The 24,067-nt window shown below is 47.0% G+C and carries 22 protein-coding genes; 18 read left to right on the plus strand and 4 right to left on the minus strand.

All coding sequences use genetic code 11. From position 1 onward, the window contains the following. Nucleotides 1–351: 351 nt before the first annotated feature. The 11 genes from ACETMN_RS05785 to ACETMN_RS05835 all read left to right on the plus strand — a co-directional run bounded on the left by ACETMN_RS05785 (nucleotide 352) and on the right by ACETMN_RS05835 (nucleotide 12,241). Nucleotides 352–741, plus strand: a complete 390-nt coding sequence (locus ACETMN_RS05785; protein WP_036606399.1) for a GntR family transcriptional regulator — start codon at nucleotides 352–354, stop codon at nucleotides 739–741. After that, nucleotides 734–1,636 carry an ABC transporter ATP-binding protein gene (locus ACETMN_RS05790; protein ID WP_091015689.1) on the plus strand — a complete coding sequence of 301 codons (903 nt, stop codon included), beginning with the start codon at nucleotides 734–736 and terminating at the stop codon, nucleotides 1,634–1,636. The genes ACETMN_RS05785 and ACETMN_RS05790 overlap by 8 nt, the downstream gene beginning before the upstream one ends. Beyond that, nucleotides 1,611–3,665 carry an ABC transporter permease subunit gene (locus tag ACETMN_RS05795; RefSeq protein ID WP_091015688.1) on the plus strand — a complete coding sequence of 685 codons (2,055 nt, stop codon included), beginning with the start codon at nucleotides 1,611–1,613 and terminating at the stop codon, nucleotides 3,663–3,665. Before ACETMN_RS05790 ends, ACETMN_RS05795 begins: the two co-directional genes overlap by 26 nt. A 288-nt stretch (nucleotides 3,666–3,953) precedes the next feature. Beyond that, the gene (locus ACETMN_RS05800; RefSeq protein ID WP_091015686.1) at nucleotides 3,954–5,069 is read left to right on the plus strand and encodes a hypothetical protein; all 1,116 of its coding nucleotides are present in this window, start codon (nucleotides 3,954–3,956) and stop codon (nucleotides 5,067–5,069) included. A 92-nt stretch (nucleotides 5,070–5,161) separates the two neighbouring features. Further along, the gene (locus ACETMN_RS05805) at nucleotides 5,162–6,175 is read left to right on the plus strand and encodes an alpha/beta hydrolase (protein WP_143786506.1); all 1,014 of its coding nucleotides are present in this window, start codon (nucleotides 5,162–5,164) and stop codon (nucleotides 6,173–6,175) included. Between the two features lie 52 nt (nucleotides 6,176–6,227). Beyond that, nucleotides 6,228–6,770 (plus strand): nickel-responsive transcriptional regulator NikR, encoded by a 543-nt coding sequence (gene nikR, locus ACETMN_RS05810; protein WP_091015683.1) that lies wholly within the window; start codon nucleotides 6,228–6,230, stop codon nucleotides 6,768–6,770. 285 nt (nucleotides 6,771–7,055) lie between these two features. Beyond that, nucleotides 7,056–8,714 carry an ABC transporter substrate-binding protein gene (locus ACETMN_RS05815; RefSeq protein WP_091015681.1) on the plus strand — a complete coding sequence of 553 codons (1,659 nt, stop codon included), beginning with the start codon at nucleotides 7,056–7,058 and terminating at the stop codon, nucleotides 8,712–8,714. 42 nt (nucleotides 8,715–8,756) lie between these two features. Next, complete coding sequence (locus tag ACETMN_RS05820; RefSeq protein ID WP_091015679.1) at nucleotides 8,757–9,752, plus strand: ABC transporter permease; 996 nt, start codon at nucleotides 8,757–8,759, stop codon at nucleotides 9,750–9,752. Further along, nucleotides 9,749–10,681: an ABC transporter permease gene (locus tag ACETMN_RS05825; RefSeq protein ID WP_218780900.1), complete on the plus strand. Its 933-nt coding sequence runs from the start codon at nucleotides 9,749–9,751 to the stop codon at nucleotides 10,679–10,681. Before ACETMN_RS05820 ends, ACETMN_RS05825 begins: the two co-directional genes overlap by 4 nt. 2 nt (nucleotides 10,682–10,683) lie before the next feature. After that, nucleotides 10,684–11,640 carry an ABC transporter ATP-binding protein gene (locus tag ACETMN_RS05830; RefSeq protein ID WP_091015678.1) on the plus strand — a complete coding sequence of 319 codons (957 nt, stop codon included), beginning with the start codon at nucleotides 10,684–10,686 and terminating at the stop codon, nucleotides 11,638–11,640. Beyond that, complete coding sequence (locus tag ACETMN_RS05835) at nucleotides 11,630–12,241, plus strand: ABC transporter ATP-binding protein (protein WP_091015676.1); 612 nt, start codon at nucleotides 11,630–11,632, stop codon at nucleotides 12,239–12,241. The genes ACETMN_RS05830 and ACETMN_RS05835 overlap by 11 nt, the downstream gene beginning before the upstream one ends. A gap of 183 nt (nucleotides 12,242–12,424) precedes the next feature. Here the strand turns inward: ACETMN_RS05835 and ACETMN_RS05840 are convergent, their stop codons facing one another. Next, a complete protein-coding gene (locus ACETMN_RS05840; protein ID WP_091015674.1) occupies nucleotides 12,425–13,618 on the minus strand; it encodes a MalY/PatB family protein in 1,194 nt (397 codons plus the stop codon). Between the two features lie 411 nt (nucleotides 13,619–14,029). Between ACETMN_RS05840 and ACETMN_RS05845 the strand changes: the two genes are divergently transcribed. Beyond that, on the plus strand, nucleotides 14,030–14,719 hold the full coding sequence (locus tag ACETMN_RS05845; protein WP_091015672.1) for a stalk domain-containing protein: 690 nt from the start codon (nucleotides 14,030–14,032) through the stop codon (nucleotides 14,717–14,719). A gap of 197 nt (nucleotides 14,720–14,916) precedes the next feature. Here the strand turns inward: ACETMN_RS05845 and ACETMN_RS05850 are convergent, their stop codons facing one another. Further along, nucleotides 14,917–16,926: an alpha/beta hydrolase family protein gene (locus ACETMN_RS05850; RefSeq protein WP_091015670.1), complete on the minus strand. Its 2,010-nt coding sequence runs from the start codon at nucleotides 16,924–16,926 to the stop codon at nucleotides 14,917–14,919. A 560-nt stretch (nucleotides 16,927–17,486) separates the two neighbouring features. Here ACETMN_RS05850 and ACETMN_RS05855 point away from each other — a divergent pair. The 6 genes from ACETMN_RS05855 (at nucleotide 17,487) to ACETMN_RS05880 (ending at nucleotide 21,678) form a co-directional block, all read left to right on the plus strand. Next, a complete protein-coding gene (locus ACETMN_RS05855; protein ID WP_091015669.1) occupies nucleotides 17,487–18,044 on the plus strand; it encodes an STM3941 family protein in 558 nt (185 codons plus the stop codon). Between the two features lie 46 nt (nucleotides 18,045–18,090). Further along, entirely contained in the window at nucleotides 18,091–18,954 is an 864-nt protein-coding gene (locus ACETMN_RS05860) for an aldo/keto reductase (RefSeq protein ID WP_373419833.1), read from the plus strand. Between the two features lie 224 nt (nucleotides 18,955–19,178). Continuing rightward, nucleotides 19,179–19,565 carry a GntR family transcriptional regulator gene (locus ACETMN_RS05865; protein WP_091015665.1) on the plus strand — a complete coding sequence of 129 codons (387 nt, stop codon included), beginning with the start codon at nucleotides 19,179–19,181 and terminating at the stop codon, nucleotides 19,563–19,565. Continuing rightward, nucleotides 19,558–20,256, plus strand: coding sequence for an ABC transporter ATP-binding protein (locus ACETMN_RS05870; RefSeq protein WP_091015664.1), 699 nt, complete (start codon nucleotides 19,558–19,560; stop codon nucleotides 20,254–20,256). The genes ACETMN_RS05865 and ACETMN_RS05870 overlap by 8 nt, the downstream gene beginning before the upstream one ends. Further along, entirely contained in the window at nucleotides 20,253–20,993 is a 741-nt protein-coding gene (locus tag ACETMN_RS05875; RefSeq protein ID WP_105600855.1) for a hypothetical protein, read from the plus strand. The genes ACETMN_RS05870 and ACETMN_RS05875 overlap by 4 nt, the downstream gene beginning before the upstream one ends. A gap of 184 nt (nucleotides 20,994–21,177) precedes the next feature. Further along, complete coding sequence (locus ACETMN_RS05880; RefSeq protein ID WP_091015661.1) at nucleotides 21,178–21,678, plus strand: hypothetical protein; 501 nt, start codon at nucleotides 21,178–21,180, stop codon at nucleotides 21,676–21,678. 104 nt (nucleotides 21,679–21,782) lie between these two features. On the opposite strand, the gene ACETMN_RS05885 is transcribed toward ACETMN_RS05880, so the two are convergent. Together ACETMN_RS05885 and ACETMN_RS05890 are read right to left on the minus strand one after the other, a co-directional pair. Next, nucleotides 21,783–22,667, minus strand: a complete 885-nt coding sequence (locus tag ACETMN_RS05885; protein WP_091015659.1) for a WYL domain-containing protein — start codon at nucleotides 22,665–22,667, stop codon at nucleotides 21,783–21,785. After that, nucleotides 22,615–23,970: a helix-turn-helix transcriptional regulator gene (locus ACETMN_RS05890; protein ID WP_091015657.1), complete on the minus strand. Its 1,356-nt coding sequence runs from the start codon at nucleotides 23,968–23,970 to the stop codon at nucleotides 22,615–22,617. The genes ACETMN_RS05885 and ACETMN_RS05890 overlap by 53 nt, the downstream gene beginning before the upstream one ends. Nucleotides 23,971–24,067 lie beyond the last annotated feature (97 nt).

Consider the following 24,067-nt stretch of genomic DNA (forward strand, 5'->3'; position numbering starts at 1 on the left):
TGATTGTCGAACACTTCATCTCCATCATAACGGAAGGGGAAAGACCTGAACAACCTTTACATGTAATTCTGACAAAAGTGGTAAAGCAAAGGTTTCGGTTAGCCGCATCACTTCAAGTAGCCACATCATAAGCGGGAATTAACCTGCTCCCAAAAGTGATATATGTCAAATGTACCATATGTTCTATCTTTCTTAACGTACTCCGAATAGAACAAGAAGTCAAAGTCAACGGTTGACAATCTGATTTAACTGTATTAATAATAGTAGTACAGTTAATACACCTAATACACTTCAGATACAGTCATTTAAACCCATAGGTTATTTCACACATTTACAGAAAGGAGGTGCGGGATGTTCGAATTAGATGTACGCAGCCGTAAGGCGATCTACGAGCAACTGGTGGACAAAGTCAAAGAAATGATCGTATACGGTATTCTAAAGCCCGACGAGCAGCTTCCTTCCGTTCGTGCGTTATCCACGCAGCTGACCGTGAATCCAAATACGATTCAGAAAGCGTATCGTGAGCTTGAACGTGAAGGTTACATTTATTCTTTGCAGGGAAAAGGGAGCTTCGTATCATCGTCAGTGGAACATCCGAATGAAGCCATGAGAGATGAGATCAGAGAGTCTCTGGTGAAGTTGATTGCAGAAGCTTCGTATTCCGGTTTGACAAAAGCGGATATGACGCTTTTGTTTGAGGAAGCGATGGCCCGTATAGAGAAGGAGGAGCCTCATGATTGAGCTGAATCAAGTCGTCAAAGCGTTTGAACAGGAAAAGGCAGTGGATGGCGTAACGATGAACATACATAAGGGGTCGATCTATGGTTTGCTCGGTTCCAACGGGGCAGGCAAGACATCGCTGCTCAAAATGATGGCTGGTATTTACCGTCAGGATAGCGGGACTGTTCGTATCGAGGATGCTGAAATTTATGAAAATATGGATCTCAAAGGCCGCACCATTTTCATGGCAGATTCGCCCTACTTTTTCCCGCAATCTTCAATAACACAGATGGCTGCATTTTATCGTTCCGTATATCCACGCTGGAATGAGGAACGGTTCAAGCAACTGGCCACCGTGTTCAAATTGGACGTAAAACGCAAGCTGCATCGCATGTCCAAAGGCATGCGCCGTCAGGCAGCCGTATGGCTGGGACTTAGCTGTATGCCTGAAGTGCTGCTGATGGATGAGCCGATTGACGGCCTCGACCCGGTCATGCGCCAGCAGATCAAAAACTTGCTGTTCCAGGAAGCAGCTGAGCGTCAGGTAACCATTGTCATCTCGTCGCACAACTTGCGTGAGATCGAAGATCTGTGTGACCATGTGGCGATTATGCACAAAGGCCGAATTATTGTAGAGAAGGATCTCGATGATCTGAAGGCCGATACGCATAAAATCCAAGTTGCTTTCCGCCACCCTGACCATGCCAAAGCCATGGATGAGCAGATTAATATTTTGCATGAAGAAAATCGGGGAAGCGTATCCCTGTACATTGTCAAAGGCAACCGACAACAGGTAACCGATCAATTCCGTATACATGATCCGTACCTGCTGGATGTACTGCCTTTGACGCTTGAAGAAATCTTTATCTACGAAATGGAGGACGCAGGGTATGATATTCAACCGATTGTTCTGTAACCGGGGCATCCTGATCCAAAATTTCAGACAGCATGGATGGATTGGCATTTTGTATCTAATCACGTTGCTGTTCTCGTTACCGTTATATATTGGAACACAATATATAGAAGTACCTCTGGAAATCAACAGTTTGTTTCAGGCCAATGAAATTCATCTGCTATTTGCGCTGACCTTTCCTGTCGCCATAGCTCTGCTTCTCTTCCGCTATATTCAAACTGGTGCGCCTGCGGACTTATACCACAGTCTGCCCTTACAGCGTAAACATCTGTTAACGATGAATCTGTTGACCGGATATGTCATGATTCTGCTTCCGATCTGGATAACCACCGGGATTACCGGGTGGGTATGGGCGGTGCTCGATCAACCATCCTATATTTTCAGTGGTCATGATATCTGGATGTGGGGCGTGACGATGAGCATCTTCTCATTGTTTATGTTTACCCTGACGGTTGCCGTGGGAATGTGTATAGGCCAATCTATTCTGCAAGGACTTACAGTTTTTGGTCTAATATTAATTCCGGTGATCTTTTGGGGAGTTTATGAGCTTCATTTACAACGTTATTTGCTTGGCTTTACGTACAATAATTCGAGTAACTTTAACATGGAAAAAACATCCCTGCTCTTCCGAATGAGCTCTATGGGTTATTATCCTCCAGAATGGGGGGAATTAGGAATTTATGCAGCTATAACATGTATACTCTTCGTGTTGTGTTATGTGCTGTATGCGAGAAGACATGTAGAGTCGGCGACACAAGCAATTACGTTCAGGATCGTCAAACCCATCTTCCGTTTTGGATTCATGTTCACATTGGTATTATTAGGAGGTGCCTACTTTACCAGAATTGCTCCTGAAGGATCAGGTGTATGGGGTATCTTTGGTTATCTGCTAGGTGGCGTGGTTGGTTATATTGGTGCTGAGATGATTATACGTAAAACATGGCTCATCTGGAGCAGCGGGTTACTCCCCCGGTTTGCAGTATATGGTATCGTGGCAGGATTAATTTTGTATATCCCTGTAGCCGATTGGAACGGTTACGCTAATAATGTGCCCTCAAAGGAAAATGTACAAATGGTACGACTGGGAGGAGACCATTACATCTATGTGAATGATACAAGTGTAAAGCTGGATGATAGCCCGTTTTATTCAGATACTCCGGGTTATGTGGATGCTGTGCTTGCACTGCATCAGAAAATTGTGCACTCCGATCTGCCTTTGCTCGAAAGAGTACGTAATCAGAACAGCGGTCGGAACAGAAGCAACGATGAATATGTATTGATCGACTACCAACTCAATAATGGGAAAAAGATGACACGTAGGTATCAGATTCCCGAAGAAGAATTTAGGCAGGAATTAGCAGAGGTGAAACAGTGGGAAGATTATAAATCAACGACTTATGACACCTATGCACTGGATGAAGATGTTCGCAGTATTGGTATTCGATCCAGCCTTAACTCGGAGCGTAAAGTATTCATTAGTGATCCTAAGCTGATTCGTGAATTCAAGGAACTGTTGAAGTCTGAAATACTCCATCAGACATATGAGGACCAGCTATCCTCATGGGAATCGTTTGCTTCGATAGAAGTCTATCAGGATTATCTTGATGAAGCATCTTCCAAAGAAAAGCTGGATCGACCGAGCCACAGTGTGAGTTATCAGTTCAAGGCAAGCTATGGCCGCTTGATGGAATGGCTCAAACAGAACAATCTCTATGATCAACTTACGGTATCGGCTGTGGATATGGCTTCTGCCCAATTTGTTAAACAGGAGATTGATAATCCAGGTAAATACAGAATGGTGTATCCTGAGCCTAATTTTGTGGATGTAAATATCGATGGTAACAGACAGGTCGCTACCAAAAACAAAAAAATAATCAGCGATCTGCTACTGCGACAAAGAACCGGTATTTACACCGATCAGGATACGGTTTACCAAATCAAGCTCAACTCAGTAAGAGGACCAAACATCTACATGATGCTAAAAGAAGAGGATCTGACCGAGGAAATGAAAGCTATTTTGGTCAATCAATAAGCTGAGCTGTATCAGTTGTTAACTATAAGCGGGAAGGGTTCTCCCGTTGATCAAAGGTTTGATATTGGTACAGTGAAACCAGATTTACTTGACCAGATACAACGAATGGAATATATTAGAAAAAGGAAAGGTTCGAGCGACTCGTTCAATCGAATCTTATATGGAACGGCTTATGAGGGAAGCACCCGTAAGAGCAGGCTAATGCCTGACTTGCGGGTGCTTTTTTGTCGTTTGCTGATTTCGTTGGCTATTCTGCTACATATTTTAGAAGAAAGGGTGTAGAGACACATGCAAACAGAAGCATGGAAGGAAACGATAGGTGATCAGGAGGCGATGCTAGCCATGGTATGTGGTCGTTCCCCATTGGAACGATCAAGCTCACATCACTTCATGGAACATCATGGCTTGGTAGAAGGAAAGAAGGGTCGACAGCATATCGAAGATATAGCTACAGAAGATATATCTTTAATGGAGACGAGTGACATTCTATTCCCTTCTCCAATAGCAGGTAGCTATAGTCAAATGATGGAACAAAGTAACGTCCGGCGTCGTCAATTGCCATCATTCGCTCATCTTATTTTCGGATCACGCCTGCTCATAGGGCTTGTAATTCTGTTCAGCGCAGGCACGATCTATTTTGCTTCTTCAGTGGAGGCTGCGGGCATAGATCTTGGCGTAACCGCGCAAAAAGCCTGGGATTCCGTTTTGAACAAAGCCGATGCACAAACCAAGTTAACGTTGAAGCAAGCGTACGAGAAAGTGGGGAACTGGAAGAGACAAGAGCAGGCTTGGGAACAAAAAATAAAGACACTTCATGCCGCCAATACCGCGGAATTGGAGCGATTACGTGTAGAAATAAGACAAACCGATGACGCGAAGGTCGCAGCTCTAGCTGAAAAGGTAAAGCAAACCCAAGCCCGATATGAGCCGCTATTCGCCCTCTATAGTTCAGTCAATCGACAGTTGGATGCAGCCAAAGCCATCAAAAATAAGGAATGGACTGCAGCGATCCGTACTCAGGCAGAGACGTTGAGATCCGTTGTGAAACTTGCCAGAGAAGACATCCGGATCAAGAAAAAGGAACTTGCTGAAGCACGTAAACGGAAGAACACTGAAATAAAACGCTTACGAGCTATGCTAGCAGGGGCCGACTCGGCGAAAAAACAGATTCAAACGGCTAAAAAACAGGCAACTCTGGCAAAAGAACGATATTCCAATGCTCTACAACAGTTCAAACAGAATACAAAGCAAGGCCAAACGTCACGTGTACTCAGCTCATTGAACACATTGGCTTCTGCAGCAGAGAAGTGGACAGGCACAAAACAAAACATTCATACACTGGAGCAAAAAGTATCTACTACGTATGTGAAAGTCAGACAGGAAATCGCGAAGAGACCCAAATAAGAGGAAACCTGATTCTCCCTGCTACGTACACCACTTTAGATGTAAAGACGCTTCGATGATGATGGAACGAGGTGGAACTATTGCAGTCCAAATTGGAAACGAAACGTACGGGGGCAAAAGGTTTTAAACGTAAACGGTACTGGATTCCCAGCGTTGTACTCATTTTGATCATAGGTTTTATTGGGATTGGTGCACAATGGACACCTAAAATAACGGTGTTTTTATTAAAATCATTTATTGAGATTTCTAATCCAGATACGAACGGCAAGGATAGTATGATCTCGGGAGGCGTAACTCGTGTTGTGGATGTACCCTATGTAGATGAAGGGCGTAATGACAGTACGCTGGATATCTATTATCCTTCCGTAACTTCGGAACCTTTGCCTGTCGTGCTATGGGTTCATGGCGGTGGATGGGTCTTGGGTGACAAAGAGGACATCGCAGATTATGCCGTACAATTAGCCAAACAGGGTTACGTTGTGGTCAGTATGAATTATGCGCTCGCACCAGATACGAAATATCCCACTCCCGTGATCCAAACGAATCAGGCTTTGACTTACGTGAAGAACCATGTTAGTGAGTATAAGGGTGACCCGCAAAACATATTTCTCGCAGGCAATTCGGCAGGTGCCCAGATTGCAAGTCAGACTGCGGCAGTGGTGACCAATCCTTCTCTCGCCAAACTGATGAATATAACACCAGCCGCCCAGCCGGAAGAGTTGCGTGGGGTTCTTCTATTCTGTGGTCCTTATAATCTGAGTACAGTAGCGGAAACGGGATTTCCGCTCATACGGACATTTCTCTGGTCATACACCGGAATCAAAACATTTGAAGACTATCCACGACTGAATGAAATGTCGACCGTGCTTCAGGCCACAGCAGCGTATCCACCTGCATTCATTACCTCAGGCAATGATGACCCGTTGACCAGTCAATCGATTGAACTGGCACAAGTATTGAAGCGCCTTGATGTTGAGGTGGAAACCTTGTATTTCTCGAACTCATCAGAGAAGCTGGGACATGATTATCAATTTGATCTGGAGAGTGACGCTGGACAACAGGCGATACATTCGGCAGTACGATTCATGCAACAGTATAGTCGATGAGCAGACAAGTCTGTGGTACACTCGAAGCAAATGAGGGCGCAGGAGGAGAAGCATGGCAGACAAAGAAGATTTGACCCGGTTCGGGGTGGCGTTTCCTACACCTCTGATTGAGCAGTTTGACCATTATATTGAGGAACAGGGATACAAAAACCGATCTGAGGCTTTCCGTGATCTTGTTCGCAAAACATTACTGCAACCTTCTGCATTACAATCCGACCAGGATGTGGCAGGCACCATTGTGATGGTCTACGATCACCATATCAGCGATCTTCCCATTCGTTTGATGGAGCTGCAACATGAGGCGCATCATGACATCATTTCCAATATGCACGTGCACCTGAACCATGACCAATGCCTGGAGGTTATTGCCGTACGAGGGAATTTGGGGCGATTGCGTCATCTGCATCAGCAGATCCAGGTGCAAAAAGGTGTTTTGTATGCGGAGCTGTCTGTGACTTATGTAGATGAACTCAACAAACTGGCTCATGCTCAGAGTAGCGGTCAGGATGGCAATCCAATTCAAAGTCTGGATCATAATCACAGTGCGGGGCAGCATGGTCACAGCCATCATCATCATCATCGCTCTACGGAGTAAGACAAATACGAGTGTAATTTCTATGAAAATATAGCAAATCTTAAAAACAGACTATTGGTTAGATGCCAACCGTCTGTTTTTTTTGTTTGTTATAATACCTGACTTTATGGAGCGCTACAAATGCTCGGTTATATAAGTTTTTATTTATTGATTCTGAAAAATGAAAAAATATGGATTGTGAAGTGAACTTTGTTGACATACGATTTATGTTTTGTGCTACAATTTCTCTAAAAAGTAACACGAAAAAAGGGAGTGCAGCACATATTTAGAGGGGGAACGACCAGAATGGGCAGATTTTCATGGAGATGGGGAAAACGAAAAGGTAGAACAGGATTAGGCATTTTGCTTGTATGTTCCATTGGTTTATCTGGTTGTGCACAGGGCACAGCGCCAACAGCTTCGTCATTAGAGAATGGGCAGTCAGGAACAAACTCAACCAAAGACGAATTGGTGCTGGCCGTTGGCACCGAGCCGGAAGGCGGGTTTGATCCGACAACCGGATGGGGGCAGTATGGTTCACCACTTTTCCAGAGTACTTTGCTAAAGAGAGATGCCAAACTTCAACTGGTTAACGATCTGGCTACTGAATACTCCGTTAGTGAAGATGGGTTAACCTGGACAGTTACGCTTCGAGATGATGTGAAGTTCTCTGATGGAGAGTTTCTAACGGCTGAGGATGTAAAATTTACGTTTGAAACAGCTGCCAAGAGTGGGTCCGTGATTGATCTGACCAATATGGCTGATGTACAGGCACCTGATGATAGCACGGTCTCATTTACACTGAAGTCGCCGCAATCTACATTCATCAGCCTGCTGACGACACTTGGCATTGTGCCTGAACACGCCTATGGCGCTGATTATGCAGAGCATCCGGTTGGATCAGGACCGTACAAGCTGGTTCAGTGGGACAAAGGACAACAGGCCATCGTTGAAGCCAATGAAGAGTATTACGGTAACAAGTCTGCATTCCACAAACTCACCTTTCTCTATCTGGATGAAGATGCGGCCTATGCCGCTGCACAGGCAGGTACAGTGGATATCGCTGCGATCCCGGCAGCATTTAGCAAACAACAGGTGAATGGCATGACATTGGAGGCCGTAAAAACCGTAGATAACCGGGGCATCATGTTCCCCATGCAGCCTGCTGGTGCCAAGTCGGGCGATGGTCTTCCCGCAGGGAATGATGTGACATCCGATCTGGCCATTCGCCAAGCGGTGAATGTTGTGATTGATCGTAAGGCTTTGGTTGAGGGTGTACTGGAAGGGTATGGTCGTCCCGCTTATTCCGTCAGTGATGATCTGCCTTGGAGTAATGTGGAAGCTGTATTTACGGATGCCAATCTCGAAGAAGCGAAGCACATTCTGGCGGCTGGTGGCTGGGTGGATGTAGATAGTGATGGTATCGTCGAGAAAAACGGTGTTAAGGCCGAGTTCAATCTGCTTTATTTTGCAGGTGATTTAACAAGACAATCTCTGGCACTGGCTGCTGCGGATATGGTTGCCCAGGCTGGAATTAAAATCAATGTTGAAGGCAAAAGCCGTGAAGAGACGAAGAAGATGGCTTACTCCAACGCTGTATTATTTGGTTGGGGCAGTCATGATCCACTGGAAACCTATAACCTCTATAGCAGTACCCACAAGGGAGAAGGATATTACAATGTAGGACTGTACAGTAATCCTGTTGTGGATTCATGGATGGAGAAGGCCCTTCAGGCAACCAGTGAGGAAGAGGCATTGCCCTTCTGGCGAAAAGCGGAATGGGATGGCACAACAGGTTTCAGTTATCAGGGGGATGCACCTTGGGCGTGGCTTGTGAACATAGATCATCTGTATCTGGTTACGAATGGACTAGACATTGGCGAGCAGCAGATTCACCCCCATGGTCACGGCTGGCCAGTGACATCCAATCTGGAGGAATGGTCCTGGGATAACAGCGCGAAATAAGAAGCATAGCGGTAGCTTTAGCCTGAATTGGGGAGAGATTGGATGACGGGCAGGAATGGATGGGCCAGATTTGTTGGTAATAAAGTGTTGCGACTCGTATCTCTATTGATTGGAGTCAGTGTGGTGTCTTTTATATTAATGCAATTCTCTCCTGTGGACCCGATCGAAGCTTACATTGGTGGAGATATGATCAGGGTAAGTGCCGAACAGCGCAGTTTAATCGAAGAGCGTTGGGGGTTGAATGAATCTCCAATGGAACGATTGCTGACCTGGGGACAAGCACTTATTCAGGGAGATTTGGGAACATCAATGATCTACAGACAGCCTGTAGCGGGTATTATCCAGGAACGATTCATGAATTCTGTCGCGCTTATGGCAGTAGCCTGGCTACTGTCTGGTATCTTCGGGTTCACTCTTGGTGTAGTTGCTGCCATGAAAAGGGATTCAAGGCTGGATCGCCTGATCTGCTGGTATTGTTACACGCTGGCCTCCACGCCGGTATTCTGGATTGCGCTGTTGCTGCTAATGGTATTTGGGGTGTGGCTCGGATGGCTTCCAGTTGGCCTTGGGGTACCCGCAGGGATGTCGGCTGATCAGGTGACCTGGGGAGATCGGGCTATTCATATGATTCTGCCAGCGTTGACTCTCAGTCTGACCGGAGTAGCTTCCATCGCTTTGCATACCCGGCAGAAGCTTACGGATGTGCTGGAGTCGGATTATATTCTGTTTGCGAGAGCGCGGGGTGAGCGTGGATTTCAGCTGTTCCGTCGACATGGGTTCAGACATGTTGTTTTGCCAGCCATCACGCTGCAGTTTGCTTCGTTCAGTGAACTGTTCGGTGGGGCTGTGCTTGCAGAACAGGTATTTTCATACCCAGGCCTTGGTCAGGCAACGGTTCAGGCGGGGTTGCGTGGAGATGTTCCACTGCTGCTTGGACTTGTGATGTGCAGTGCGATTTTTGTTTTCACAGGTAATATGGTTGCCGACATTCTGTATCGTATGATTGATCCACGGATGAAGGAGGAGCTGATGTCATGAAGCAGACGCTAGAACGCTCCTCCGAGCAGACGGCAGAAACAGCCGAAGTACAGAAAGTGAAAACTGCGAATCAAGAGGTACGGTACATGGCCGCCAGAAACCAACATTCCCGCAATCCTCGCCAAAGAGCGGTGATCTGGGGAAGCCTTGCGGTGATCTGGATTGCCGTTGTGTGGTTGACGGGCAGGCTGCTTCCGGCTGGTTCTACGCTGACTTCATTAATGGATCGGAATTTGGCTCCAACCTGGGCGCATCCATTTGGCACGGATTGGCTCGGAAGAGATATGTTCATGCGTACATTAAAAGGTTTGGCAACCAGCATTCAAGTGGGATTGCTTGCTGCTTGCGGTGGCGGATTGATCGCACTAGTGCTGGGTCTGGGGGCGGCTTCCAGCCGAGCTGCTGACCGGGTCATCTCCTGGATTATCGACCTGTTTCTCAGTGTGCCTCATCTGGTATCACTCGTTATGTTGGCCTTTGTATTTGGTGGAGGTTTGGCAGGAGTGGCGGCAGCAATTGCCCTGACGCACTGGCCAAATCTGGCCCGGATTGTACGAGCAGAGATGATTCAACTGAAATCCGCAGAATACATTCAGATCTCACACAAGTTGGGTCAATCGCGGTTACAGATTGCGGTGCAGCATATGCTGCCACATCTGGTCCCACAACTGTTTGTGGGCGTACTGTTAATTTTTCCCCATGCGATTCTGCATGAGGCAGCCATTACGTTTCTGGGGCTGGGGTTGTCCCCGCAGCAACCGGCAATTGGCATTATTTTGTCAGAGTCGATGAGATATTTATCTGCTGGCATGTGGTGGCTCGCCTTTTTCCCGGGACTGGCATTATTGCTGGTTGTTCGTGCGTTTGATGTGTTGGGCAACAGTCTGAAGACGTTGACGGGTACAGGTAGTTCAAGGGAGGTGAGGTAAATATGGCTCTTCTTGATATTGAGGGGGTATCGGTGTCATTTCGGCGCGCTCGTGGTTGGTTTGGACACGAACAGATTGATGTCATTCAGAATCTGGATCTTTCCATAAACGAGGGTGAGATCGTGGCTGTAGTAGGCGCAAGCGGATCAGGTAAAAGTGTACTTGCGCAGGCCATTATGGGCATTCTGCCTGCCAATGCCAAGTTGGAAGGTAGAATGAGCTATAATGGTGAGCCTTTGACTCCAGAGCGGCAGCTTCATCTGCGTGGTGATGAACTGATGTTAATCCCGCAATCCGTCAGTTATTTGGACCCGCTGATGAAGGTGGGGAGGCAAGTTCAGCCGATAACTCGAGATTTGGAAAGGAAGCGTAGATTCATGAATCAAACCCACTTGAAAAAGACAGAGCAGGAGCTGACGGATCGTTATCATCTTCCTCAAGGAACAGCCGGGAAATACCCGTTTGAGTTGTCCGGAGGTATGGCAAGACGGGTGTTGATGGCTACAGCGACATCAGGCCAGCCGAAGCTGATCATTGCCGATGAGCCCACACCGGGTATCCATCCCGAAGTGCTGGTCGAGACGATGAGGCAATTTCGTGAGCTTGCGAATCAAGGCGTAGGCATTCTATGGATTACCCATGATGTCACGACTGCCCTGACGGCTGCTGATCGCATCGCTGTATTTTATGCGGGTGCCAATGTAGAGACAGCGCAGGTGGATGATTTTACGGGGAATGGAGAACGACTGCGCCATCCGTATACGAAAGCCCTCTGGAATGCGTTGCCGCAGAATGGATTTCAGCCACTCCCAGGCTCCCAGCCGTTAGCGGGTCAAGAGATCATCACAGGATGTTCATTTGTTCCCCGATGTAGCTCAGCAACCGTTGCATGTACCCGCGAACGTCCTCCGCTTCGTCAGATACGAGGCGGAGAAGTGAGGTGTCTCCATGTCACTTGAAGCACAGGAAGTAAGTTATCGTCACGATCAGAAATCGTGGGTGTTTCAGCAGATGAACATGCAGGTGCAACAAGGCGAAGTCGTTGGGTTGTGGGGACCGAGTGGCTGTGGGAAAACAAGCCTTGGGCGCATCCTTGCAGGATATGCCGAACCCGTGGCAGGACAAGTATTACTGGATGGTGAACCACTCCCTCGTACAGGAGTATGTCCGGTTCAGCTGGTATTCCAGCATCCGGAGAAAGCTGTGAATCCACGCTGGCGGATGCGGCGTGTACTTCAGGAGGCGGCTGTGCAGGATGAGCAGTTGCTCGAAGCTTTGGGGATTCAGCAAGCTTGGCTGGACCGCAGACCGGGTGAATTATCCGGTGGGGAACTGCAACGATTCTGTGTGGCGCGAGCACTCGGTACATCGACACGTTATGTGATTGCAGATGAAATGACCACGATGCTGGATGCGATCACTCAGGCACAGATCTGGCATACCGTGATGGAAGTGGCTCGCCAGCGTGATCTGGGATTACTGATCATAAGCCATGATCGGGATTTGCTGAACAGGTTATGCGACAGAATTACACCGATGCCGATGTCGATGTCACTGTAGTTTTAATTAGTTTTGAATAAATAAAATGATTGAATACAAAAGGGCACCCCTTGTGAAGTCATTGACCATGAATGTGAGTCATGGACTTGACTACGGGGCACCCCTTTTTCCATTTTACAGATATTCACCATTTAATGAACAGTACACGTTTTGTTCGAAACATACATAGATGTAATTGACAGCTTATTTGCCCGACACATTGCTTAACAACACAGATAATCTGCGCATCGCCTCTTCAACCGTAGAACGTGGACAGGCTACATTAATACGCATGAACCCTGTACCCTCCGTTCCAAAGAAGCTCCCGTCATTGAAAGCAAGCCCTGCTTCATGAAGAAGCATGTTGCATAGTTGTGCATGTGGGATATTCAGCTCCCGGAAATCCATCCATAACAGATAGGTCGCTTCGGGCAGATGCATTTTAATCTGAGGCATGTGTTCCGCGACATATTGCTGTACATACTCCATATTTCCACGGATATAGGCAAGGCACTCATCCAGCCATTCCTCAGCTCCGTTGTAAGCAGCTTCAGTTGCAACAGCACCCAGTGTGCTGATACTGGCAAGTCCCATCGTTTTTACACCCTGCGCGAACGATTCCCGTAACTTGGCATTGGGGATAATGATGTTGGATGTGCAGAGGCCAGGAATATTGAACGTTTTGCTTGGAGCCGTACAGATGATACTTAGATCAGAGACGGCGTCCGAGATCAGGGTCAATGGTGTATGAGTTCCCCGCTGATGAACAAGATCGGCATGAATTTCATCTGAAACCATCAGTACGTTGTATTGCAGACACAGTGACGTAAGCCCTTCAAGCTCCTCACGAGTCCATACCCGTCCAACCGGGTTATGAGGACTGCACAGAATCAGCATTTTGACCCGACCGGTCTGCAAGCTGGATTCCAGTTGTTCCAGATCCATCGTGTAATGACCGTCATTCTCTACCAGAGGATTGGTGATCAGTTCACGACCTTGACCACGTACTACTTCATAGAAGGGCGCATACACTGGAGTTTGGATGACCACTGCATCTCCCGGCCCCGTGAATCGTTGTACAGCAATACTGAGTGCGGGCACAATACCTGGAGTGAACACAATCCAGTCATCGTTAATTTTCCAGTTGTGGCGCCGTTCCATCCAGTCTGCAACAGCGGCATGATACGCTTCAGTCCGCACTGTATAACCAAAAATCCCGTGCTCCATCCGTGTTTGCAGGGCCTGAATGACGGATGGTGGAGCAGCAAAATCCATATCGGCCACCCACATCGGAAGCGCATCAGCAGCACCGAAGATCTCCTCAAGCGCATCCCATTTTTCTGATCCGGTAGAGATCCGGTTAATAGACTGATCAAATGTACTGTTATTGTTATTCATCGTATTTAATCCCCCTTGAGTTCCGGTCCTTTGACCACAAATCGACAAATAATTATCTAATACATTGGTTAATTTCGCAACTGTTGTGCGTGTATGATTAGCTTCATATGTATGGTCCGGAATTCAGGACTTTATTCATATAAGAACAACTTAACGAGCCAGAGAACAGCAGGCATACAACAAAGACTATTTTTGTACGCCCTTGGTCCTGTTTTGTTCATATATTATTTACAACCCCTTGTCAGATGCTATTATATTGCTAACATTTGGTGGAACAACGGGCTGTTATCCGAATAAGCTCGTATCCATACATGATGAGCATAACTACATGAGTCTTTCGTGTACATCGAGTGATCGTCTTGAATCGTATTATGCATAAGGCTGACATTTGAACTCAGGAGGCGTTTAAGGATGAAAAGCAAAAAGTGGTTGATTACTGCGGGTGTGTTTGGCATGGTGTTAACCGGATCGGCAGGTGTATATGCAGGTACACAACTGGAGACGATCAAAGCTTATCTGAACCATGGGCTCGCCATCGAAGTGAACGGGCAGAAATTTACACCGACAGGTGACCAGGGCAAAAAGCTTGCGCCAATTACATATCAAGGCAGTACATATCTCCCCGTTCGTTCGATTGCCGATGCGTTGAAGACCGAAGTGAAGTATGATTCCCAAAACAATAAAGTAAGCATCGGTTCTTCAAGCTCTTCTGGCGGGTCCACATCCACAGGCAATAGTGGATCGACATCGCTCTCAACAGGTACAAACACACAGGCGGCAGGCGTGAAGTCCAAGTATCTGCCAGCAGATTTCCCATTACCGAAGGATGCGAAGGCGACAAGTCTCATTGAGAACATCATGGATGGTAACAAAAAAGTAGTGCTCACGTACACAACCAAAGAAACGTTGCTAACCGTTGGAACATCCTACAAAGACTATTACCAGACCAAAAACTTGAGTCAGAACACTCAGGATATACAGGCAGACGGCTTCAGCATCGTCGGTCGTGAAGATGGCAAATATGCCGTAACCATCACGGGTTCTGTGTCTGCGACCAACAAGGACCTGAATGAAGTTACCGTAGTATGGGGCGAAGAGTAAGCGACGAATATAATCACACGCCCTAATACTATCCTGCTTGAGTTGTTCAAATTATAGTGATCCGTATCCTTCTATTATTCATAAGGTAACGCCAAAGCCGCCCGTTGAAATCATTACAGATTTCATTGGACGGCTTTTAGGGTTGAATCCATATCTGGTTCTATACTCTCTGAATTAATAGTATAAATAGTAGTCCGTTACAGGTACTCGTTAAACCATCCGGCAATATGCTCCAAACGGCGTACCCTCAAGTGAGGGTGACCTCCGCGAGACAACTCGTGGTTGGCCCCTGGGAAACGAACGAGACGAGTGGTCTGCTTGCGCCGTTTCAACGCAATGTATAATTGCTCGGCCTGTTCAATTGGACACCGCAGATCCTGTTCGCCATGCAAAATGAGCAGCGGAGTACTGACGTTGCCGACATAAGCGAGCGGGGAATGTTTCCACAGCTTTTCCGTGTCATCCCACGCGTTACCGCCAATCTGATCTTCCGTGAAGAAATAGCCAATGTCACTGACGCCATAGAAGGATAGCCAGTTGGAGATGGAACGCTGGGTAACAGCGGCCTTAAAGCGGTCCGTGTGTCCAACAATCCAGTTGGTCATGAAGCCACCATAACTGCCCCCGGTTACGCCCAATCTGGATTCATCGATAAACTCATATTGGGATAGGGCATAATCCACGCTCTCCATAAGATCGCGATAATCGCCACCGCCATAATCTCCGCGACAGGCATCTACGAATTGCTGCCCGTATCCGAGCCCTCCGCGTGGATTGATATACACAATAGCGTAGCCTTGTGCGGCGAGAATCTGGAACTCGTGCATAAATGTAAAACCATACATCATGTGCGGTCCGCCATGAATCTCCAGAATGGTCGGGATTTTGACCCCGTCGACCATGCCATGAGGTTTCATGATCCAACCTTGCAGACGCAGGCCATCTGAGGAATTAATCCAGAAAGTTTCCGGTGTACTAAGGTGGATCTCATCCTCAAGCTGTGGATTGCTGCGGGTGAGTTGAATCGGTTCTACCCCGGGATCTTCCGGTTGTTCATACATATAGAGATCACCAGGATTTTGTGTATCGGCAACAGCAGCAACGATCTGCCCGTTTTCCAACTCGGCAAATTGATAAATCTCCCGTTCGTCAGGCCATATATAGTCGGCACTGCTGCCGTCTCGTGCGAATTTGGCGATGCGTACACTACCATGGATAGTCGCCAGACAGAGGATGGATGAACCATCCCTGCTGAATACAGGTCCCGTGGTTGTCAGATGTGATCGCATGTCACCAACAATGCTGTGATTTAACTGTACGTCCCAATCCGTGCTTAGACATACGGGTTCACCACCTGATATAGGAAGGGAATATAGCTTCACAAGCGTGGCATTTCCATAAGAACGGTCACTGGCGAGCAGTGCAAGAGATTGTCCATCCGGTGCAAAGGCCAGTCGGCTGAACGTATACCCTTCCGGGGTCAACTGCTGCACATCCGATCCGTCTGCCTTGGCAAGGTACACATGATTAGTCAAGGTGTAATCATTATGGTCCTCACCTTCTTCGGGCATCTGCGTGATCCAAGCGATGGATGTTCCGTCCGGGGACCAGGCGTAGTCTCCAACGTCATAATGACCTGTAGTTACAGGTATTGCTTCCGCATCGATTGGTGCGAGAGCGAAAAGGTGGGAACGTCGACCGTTCCATAATCCACTGGCATCTGATTTCATGCGAATCCGGTCTACGACATGTTCTTGCAGCAGTTTGGGTTTATCGTCTATAGGATCTGTATGTTCTGATTCTTCATCTCCGCTCATATCCACGGATGATTTCACAAGTATGGTATGACCGTCTGGTGACCAGAGCAAGGAGCTGACGCCATGTGTCAGGTGACTGATTTGCTGTGCTTCTCCGCCATCTGATGCGATAATCCACACTTGGGATTTCCCATTAACCTCTCTTAAAAAGGCCAGCTGAGATCCATCGGGTGACCAGGCAGGGGAATGATCCTTCTCTCCAGAGGTAAAGGGCCTGTCCTTTTGACTCCCCAAATGCAGCAGTCTCAGGTGAGAACAATAACCGTCACGTGCTTCATTCGTTTTCCGGCTTACATATACCAGTTGTCCGCCTTGAGGAGACGGAGTTGGATCATTAACCCATGTAATCTGATAAAGATCTTCCGATGTTATGCCGCGCTGACTCATCATTGCTTGTCCTCCCACCATGAATTAGAATTGGTTAATTTCCTAACCTTTCCATTTATATTAACGGAAAGCAAGGAACAGGACAATAAGTGTAATGAAGGAGGAGTAAGACATTTAACAATGTATATTAATTGAATTAAATATTTGCACGTAACGTAGAGGACAGAAATAACCTGAAGAAGCGGAGCGTTCGCCTAAAAGCTTTCTGAAAGAAAGCTGCATCGGAAGCATAGGCTTCCCCGGATTTTCACTTTGAAAAAGTGGATTCAAAAAATCTGGGGATAACAGCGATCGGAAGGTTGTTCTGTCATCGGAGTGACCCATGTAAATATTCTTTGTTCAATTCATATAGGTGTGTTAAAAGGATTTGCTCGAAGGATGACGAATCCTAATGTTGAATAACCGCAGAAATGACGGAAAATGGTCTTAATTCAATGTTTAACATTGGTGAATTTGGTTTAATGTACAATGCAATTCATGTTCTACATTTAAGTATTTGGTTCATAGCCATTCGTTTATATAGAACTTGTATGATTCAGTCGCAATGGAGGAGGAACGTCACGTTGAGCACATCCTATGAGCAGCATGTAGAATATCCAAACCGGAAACGAATGGCGTGGCTTACGGCAGGGGCGGCACTTTTTGTGGCAGCCGGATTTTTTTTGATTTTTGATCGTTCTTCAGGTACGAATGATTCCATCCTTTCGGATGTGATTGGACTTCTATCCATTTTGTTTTTTGGGCTATGTTTCTGCTACAGTCTGGTAAAGATGATTAAGAAGGAACCTTCTTTTGTCATCAATGAGGATGGGTTTGTGGATGCATCTTCTTATACCGCAGGAGGAGCCGTGGCCTGGAGAGACGTTGAGAATATTTTTATGTATGAATTAATGGGACAGAAAATGATCGGGGTCAAATTACGGGATGAGAAGGCCTTTCTGGATCGCCAGAACGGGATGAAACGCAAATTGATGACGGTCAACAGCAATATGGTCGATGCGACCATCAGCGTTGCCCAAAGTAGCCTCACAGTGCCACTGGATCAATTGTATATCATGATGATGAACCACTGGAGACATGTGAGTGATAACATGATATATGATTCGTATAACCGTCGTTAGAGAGGTCAGAATGTCCATAAGTCTTCAGAATGGAGGAATATAGATGATGCATGGTAATCCAACACGCACGATTCTACTTCCGGATGGAACTGCCCTGCCTGCGATAGGGCAAGGCACATGGAACATGGGAGAGAAGCAATCCAGCCAAGAAGAAGAAATACGGGCACTGCGTTCCGGTATTGAACTGGGAATGACCGTGATTGATACGGCGGAGATGTATGCAGAAGGTGGGGCAGAAGTTGTTACGGGAAAGGCCATCTCGGGCCATCGTGACGAAGTTTTTCTCGTATCCAAAGTGTATCCCCATCATGCGGATCGCAAGCAGATGATTACGGCCTGTGAGCGCAGTCTTACGCGTCTTGGTACAGATCGTCTGGATTTGTATTTGCTCCACTGGCGCGGGGGAGTGCCACTCGAAGAAACGGTTCAGGCCTTGGAGCAGTTGAAGCAATCTGGTAAAATCCTTCGCTGGGGTGTATCGAATCTGGATACAAGGGATATGCAGGAGTTATGGAGTCTGCCGGAGGGGTCTCAGTGCATGGTGAATCAGGTGCTTTACCATGCAGCTTCGCGTGGTATCGAACATGATCTGCTTCCCTGGATGCGCGAACGTAGCGTTCCTGTTATGGCGTATTGTCCACTGGCACAGGGCGGCAGACTTCGAAGTGAATTGTTGGAGCATCCCGTCATTCAGGAGATTGCGCAGGATCGAGGAGTTACGACTTCGCAGATCGCATTAGCCTGGGTGATCAGGGACGGAGATGTGCTGGCGATTCCCAAAGCGGTACAGCTGAATCATGTGGCAGACAATGCAGCAGCAGTGAATATCGTTTTGACACAAGAGGAACTCGCCCGTTTGAATGAGGCATTCCCTGCACCTAAAGGCAAAGTACCTCTAGATATCGTGTAGCTGGCTCTTTTTATGGGATAAGCATATGAATAAGATAACAATACGATTAATAATGTTATGCAGAGCAGATCTTCACGATCTGCTCTTTTTTTTGTATGGATATCAATAGCGGAAGCTTGCCCTTCGATTAAGCGAATATATATTTTAACAAATGGGCTTTACAACACTATTTCACTAGTGTACTATGTAACTAACACACCAGTACAGAGAGGAGCGAGTGCTTTGTGACTATGGAATTTGATAACAACTTACCAATATATCTGCAGATTATGCAGTACATCAAGAGACAGATTGTAACCGGGACACTTCAGGCAGGTGACAAAATCCCTTCGGTTCGTGAACTGGCGGCTGAATTACAGATCAATCCCAATACAGTACAACGGACATTTCAGGAACTGGAGCGAGAAGAAGTGGTCGAAACCAAACGGGGCTTGGGCAGATATGTAACCAGTGAGGAGCGGAAGATTATGACGATCAAAAAAGAGATGGCTGGTGAATTGCTGGAACGCTTTCTGACCGGAATGCAGGAACTGGGGATTGAAGAGCAGGATATCTTATCGATCGTAGCCGATGCCGTTGCGGAAGGAAAGGGAGGAAAAACGCATGAGTAACATTCTTGAACTGAACCAGATTAACAAGACATATGGCAGTAAGAAAGCGCTCAGTAATATCACATTGGATATTGCTCCTGGCCGAATCGTAGGTTTGCTGGGTAGCAACGGCAGTGGCAAAAGTACGCTCATGAAACTGGTTGCAGGTTTGCTGCATCCGAGCAGTGGAACGATTCAAGTCACAGGTAAGCCTGTTGGGCTGGAGACGAAGTCACTGGTTTCATTTATGCCGGATCGTCCATTAACCGAGAAGTGGATGAGAGTGCGGGATGCGATTTCGTACTACCGCGATTTCTATGCTGATTTTGACGAGGAGAAGGCACGGGAGATGCTCGATTTCATGAACCTTGTCGAGAGTGATCGGGTGCGGCATCTATCCAAGGGTATGAATGAACGACTGCAACTAACACTGGCGCTATCCCGTAAGGCTCGTCTGTATCTACTGGATGAACCGATTGGCGGAGTAGATCCGGTTGCGCGTGGCAAGATTCTGGATGCGATCGTCAAATTCTATGATGAAGACAGCAGTCTGATCATTTCCACACATCTGGTGAATGATATCGAACGGATTTTTGATGAAGTGGTCTTCATTCGTGAAGGTCAGCTGGTGATGCGGGAAGAAGTGGAAACGCTCCGTCTGAAATATGGGAAAAGTGTGGATGAGATGTTCAAGGAGGTCTATGCGGAATGATGACATTATTGAAGTATGACTTTAGAAGGAACTGGAATACACTGCTGGCCGGGCTGGTTATTTTGATTATTGCGCAAGTGGCGCTTTCCCTTTTCATGTCTGAGGTCGCAGGGGTTGTGCTTGGCATTATGGGTTATGTTGGGGTAGGTGTGGCTGTTTATGTGAAAATGATCAAAACATACACGTCCAATATCCGCTCTTATAATCGCCGTCTTTTACCCGTAACGGGCCTATCCCATGTGTTGTCTCCTTTGATCTTTGGAGCTCTTTGCGGGTTGGGATTAGTTATTATATTTACGACTCATGCCTACATCTATATCTCAATAAAACTCCGAATGAACGTGGTTACCAATATTGATCTTTCGGGTCTGCATGTTTCGGATTATGTTAGTTTGTTACTGTTTATTGCTTGGGTTATGGTATTCATGACTGTCATCATCTTCCTTTCGATCTCGATTGCAGGCAGCTTCCGTTGGAGAACTGGACCATGGATCGGAATCGTTGCATTCTTGGTCCTCGTTAATCTGATTGGCTGGTTGGAGAATATAATTACGACAGGACGCTTCAGTCCAAATGAGATGTTCCGTTACACCGAAGAAAGTACAGGTATTGCAATCACAGCCAATGGCGTATTATGGTCGGACGGTATGTGGGGGAGTATTGTATTTGAAGTCATCGTAGCAGTTATCTTGGTGTGGGCTACCATTTATCTGAACAACAAAAAAGTTGAAGTCTGATGACAGGATAACTTGAACGTGATGCGGGCAACCAGGGTTGCTCGTTTTTTTTTACATCCAGTGATGATCCGATTTTTGAATCCAACCCCATTAATTGTACGTAAATATAGATATAATGTGTGTACGATGTGAGACTGGGTTAAAGAGAACGAAAGGGGATATGTAAGAGAAAGGAGAACGTATTATGGAACTATACTTCAGGGATAATTTTTTTAACGCGGGTTACACCGAGATTATGAATCCGAATCAGGAACAGGCAGGACATCTGGATTTGAAAAGTGTTTTTGGTTCTTCGCTCGATGTATCCGATAACTCGGGATTGGTCTGTAGCGGCAAATTCCGCATGTTAACCAATCGTTGGGATATCACTGCAGCCGATGGGAGACATCTGGGAGTATTGCGAGCGAGGTTTAGTTTCTTTAGCAAAAAGTATGAGTATGATGCCGGATCGCGCGGTACGTACGATGTGTCTGCTCCGGCATTCTCGCAGGAATATGATATCAGTGGAAGTGGTGGACGCATCGTGGCAAGTTTCCGTCGCACCAGCGGCTGGTTTAGTTCAGGGGCATTTGTATTGGATAACCAGTCGGACCAACTGGACACATATGAATTAATTGCAGTGGTCATGGGAGTGCATGCGATTAACAAGAGACGAAATTCAGCTGCCAGCAGTGGTGGGACCTAGTCAGGCTCATGCACAGCAAAAAGGTTTGGATGAGATCATCCAGACCTTTTTGTATACGGGTTTGTTTTTGAGCAAAGGGCTAGGGTTAACCGACTTTTACGAAATCAATGACCATCGGCTTTTGCGAGCGGTTTTTCCTCGGGTTGGCGGTGCTGAACTTCATTGGAGTATTCGGCATGTTTATCAGGCTCTTTTTCCGCATAACGGGCCAATGCCTTGGCAGCTGTTTCGGACATTCGCTCCCGCATCACTGTGTGGTCAGCAAATCGAACCCGTTTACCGAGAAAACGCATTTTGGATAAGACGTAATCCATCTCATTCCGTGGAACGGTCAGCTCGATCCGATATGTCTGCTTGGTTTCCATGTACTCGACCTGTTTCTCGAAGCAGGAGAAGGCATAGAGGATTCGGGACAGCTCCTGATTGAACTCAGGCAATACTTCGATGGTGATGGTCGTTTTACGCTTCTCTGTTATCGCAGCAATTCGGGCACTGTAGCCTGAAGCGCTATCCGGCTCAACCGGTTGGGCTTCCACGGTAACGATGCTGTGCAGCTTGGTAGACATGAGTTTGTCGAAGCGAGGCGCGTACCAGAGCACGTACCATTCTTTTTTGACCATGGAATACTCCAGTTTATACGGGAAACCAAATTCATCCTGGCTTGTGCGTCCATTGCGGACGCGGCCTGTCATTCGAAATCCCTGATGATGCAGAATGATTAGTCGTAACTGTCTGAGGAGTGGATGAGAGACACTGTTTTCCTCACTTTTGGCTTTTTCGGTCAGGTAATCCTGAAGGTTCAGGTCCTGCTCACCATTTAACATGTTGTGCATTTTATCCAACGTTACAGCGCTCAGGGCTTCTCTTGCGGCAGGGTGATTCAGCATCATGCGAAGCCAGGCCCGTTCCTGTGAGGTCCAGGTGAACAGTCCGGTTTCATTCAGTCGGGTCATCATCTGGTAATTGAACATCTTCTCGAACAGGTTCATAATATCCCGCAATCTCCTTCCATTCCTTGATCATCTCCTGGCGTAGTCTCTGAGGTGCGATGATTTCGCAGCTTGAGCCAAAACTTCGTAACCACGGTTTGATCTCGGTGGTACCGTTGACCTGGATTTCGTAGAGAAAGGTATGATCCGTTTCGGGTATGATCTTGCCCCATTGACCTTGCAGACGAACCCGATCCAGAATGAAGTTGCGCTGACCACGCTCCGGGTGGAAAAAGCGAGCTTGAACCGTCACGGTATTCCCCGTATCTACCAGCCAACTGTAGCGACTGATGTCAGTCCACTGCTGCTTCAACTCGAGCATGTATTCCTCTTCTACAGAATCCTCTTCCTCCAGTTGGGTTATGCCTTCCATGCGGAATTTCACGAAGCCGCGGCGACCCTGATATCCAATGACATACCAACGACCATACTGATGGTCATAAATCACTTCAAGGGGCACGATCCGGTTGGATCGTCCGCCTGCCTCCCGTTCAAAGCGTGGATTCGTATTCTGTGAACTGTAGCTGGATGGTTTTTTCGGTGAATAGTATAGGAACTGCACACGCTTGCGCTGACGAATCGCACTAAGCAGCGTGTAGAGATGAGCTTCGTCCAGGATACGAGAATAATAGTGATACTTATAGATATAGGGTTCGGTCGCTTCTTCTTGAGGAAAACTTGCCGTAATGGCTTTCTTCAGACTATCCCGCAACAAGTAACCTTGGACAGAAGGAACCTGGGTGTTCGCCATCATATCCACAAAATCATACAACTCCAGCTGTTCCTCCACTGTTAATTCGGTAAGGACATCCTGTTGCAAGGCATATCGATACGGTCTGCCACCAGGCTCTTTTCGTATAACCCCAACCTCTTCCAAATACTTCAGGTCGGAGCGAATGGTTTTCTCGTCAGGTAACGCCAGATCTTCCGGCAGATCAGCACAGCAGGCGTCAAGTAATTCCATTGCGGTCAGGGCTGTATCCTGTAGGGTATGCAAAAGGACAGAAAGGCGCTGAACTTCAGTCTCTTTCATCGACTTGGCGCGGAAGAGGAAGAGCAGCATGGGCTCTGCAGATTCTCCGTACTGGAAACGAACGAGGTCAGCTATTTCCCGACTTGCTTCGGCACCTGAACGTTGATCAGCGACGGTCTGCATGATTTCTTTTAACCGACGATTGGTTTTATCAAAGGTATGTACGGATATGCCAAGCCGTTCGGCGTACTGTTTGCGGTTATACGCACCGCTTGTTAGGGATAACATGCGTAAGAACTGAATTTCTTTGTCAAAACTCTCTCTTGCCATGAACATTCACTCCTTGTTATCCCTTCATTGTAGCAGGAAGAGTGGCGGGTTTCATTTAAACTTGTGAAGATTGACTCAATTTCAGAAAATGATTCGT

The organism is Paenibacillus sp. M2, assembly GCF_046713495.1.
Lineage (GTDB): Bacteria > Bacillota > Bacilli > Paenibacillales > Paenibacillaceae > Paenibacillus > Paenibacillus amylolyticus_B.

Excerpts from the sequence above, each read along its gene's own strand:
- ACETMN_RS05870 (WP_091015664.1), top strand. The coding sequence starts at position 19,558 with ATGAGTAACATTCTTGAACTGAACCAGATTAACAAGACATATGGCAGT.
- ACETMN_RS05790 (WP_091015689.1), top strand. The coding sequence starts at position 734 with ATGATTGAGCTGAATCAAGTCGTCAAAGCGTTTGAACAGGAAAAGGCA.
- ACETMN_RS05800 (WP_091015686.1), top strand. The coding sequence starts at position 3,954 with ATGCAAACAGAAGCATGGAAGGAAACGATAGGTGATCAGGAGGCGATG.
- ACETMN_RS05880 (WP_091015661.1), top strand. The coding sequence starts at position 21,178 with ATGGAACTATACTTCAGGGATAATTTTTTTAACGCGGGTTACACCGAG.
- ACETMN_RS05795 (WP_091015688.1), top strand. The coding sequence starts at position 1,611 with ATGATATTCAACCGATTGTTCTGTAACCGGGGCATCCTGATCCAAAAT.
- ACETMN_RS05785 (WP_036606399.1), top strand. The coding sequence starts at position 352 with ATGTTCGAATTAGATGTACGCAGCCGTAAGGCGATCTACGAGCAACTG.
- ACETMN_RS05820 (WP_091015679.1), top strand. The coding sequence starts at position 8,757 with ATGACGGGCAGGAATGGATGGGCCAGATTTGTTGGTAATAAAGTGTTG.
- ACETMN_RS05885 (WP_091015659.1), bottom strand. The coding sequence starts at position 22,667 with ATGAACCTGTTCGAGAAGATGTTCAATTACCAGATGATGACCCGACTG.
- ACETMN_RS05830 (WP_091015678.1), top strand. The coding sequence starts at position 10,684 with ATGGCTCTTCTTGATATTGAGGGGGTATCGGTGTCATTTCGGCGCGCT.
- ACETMN_RS05840 (WP_091015674.1), bottom strand. The coding sequence starts at position 13,618 with ATGAATAACAATAACAGTACATTTGATCAGTCTATTAACCGGATCTCT.
- ACETMN_RS05825 (WP_218780900.1), top strand. The coding sequence starts at position 9,749 with ATGAAGCAGACGCTAGAACGCTCCTCCGAGCAGACGGCAGAAACAGCC.
- ACETMN_RS05850 (WP_091015670.1), bottom strand. The coding sequence starts at position 16,926 with ATGATGAGTCAGCGCGGCATAACATCGGAAGATCTTTATCAGATTACA.
- ACETMN_RS05835 (WP_091015676.1), top strand. The coding sequence starts at position 11,630 with ATGTCACTTGAAGCACAGGAAGTAAGTTATCGTCACGATCAGAAATCG.
- nikR (WP_091015683.1), top strand. The coding sequence starts at position 6,228 with ATGGCAGACAAAGAAGATTTGACCCGGTTCGGGGTGGCGTTTCCTACA.
- ACETMN_RS05860 (WP_373419833.1), top strand. The coding sequence starts at position 18,091 with ATGCATGGTAATCCAACACGCACGATTCTACTTCCGGATGGAACTGCC.
- ACETMN_RS05890 (WP_091015657.1), bottom strand. The coding sequence starts at position 23,970 with ATGGCAAGAGAGAGTTTTGACAAAGAAATTCAGTTCTTACGCATGTTA.
- ACETMN_RS05815 (WP_091015681.1), top strand. The coding sequence starts at position 7,056 with ATGGGCAGATTTTCATGGAGATGGGGAAAACGAAAAGGTAGAACAGGA.
- ACETMN_RS05845 (WP_091015672.1), top strand. The coding sequence starts at position 14,030 with ATGAAAAGCAAAAAGTGGTTGATTACTGCGGGTGTGTTTGGCATGGTG.
- ACETMN_RS05875 (WP_105600855.1), top strand. The coding sequence starts at position 20,253 with ATGATGACATTATTGAAGTATGACTTTAGAAGGAACTGGAATACACTG.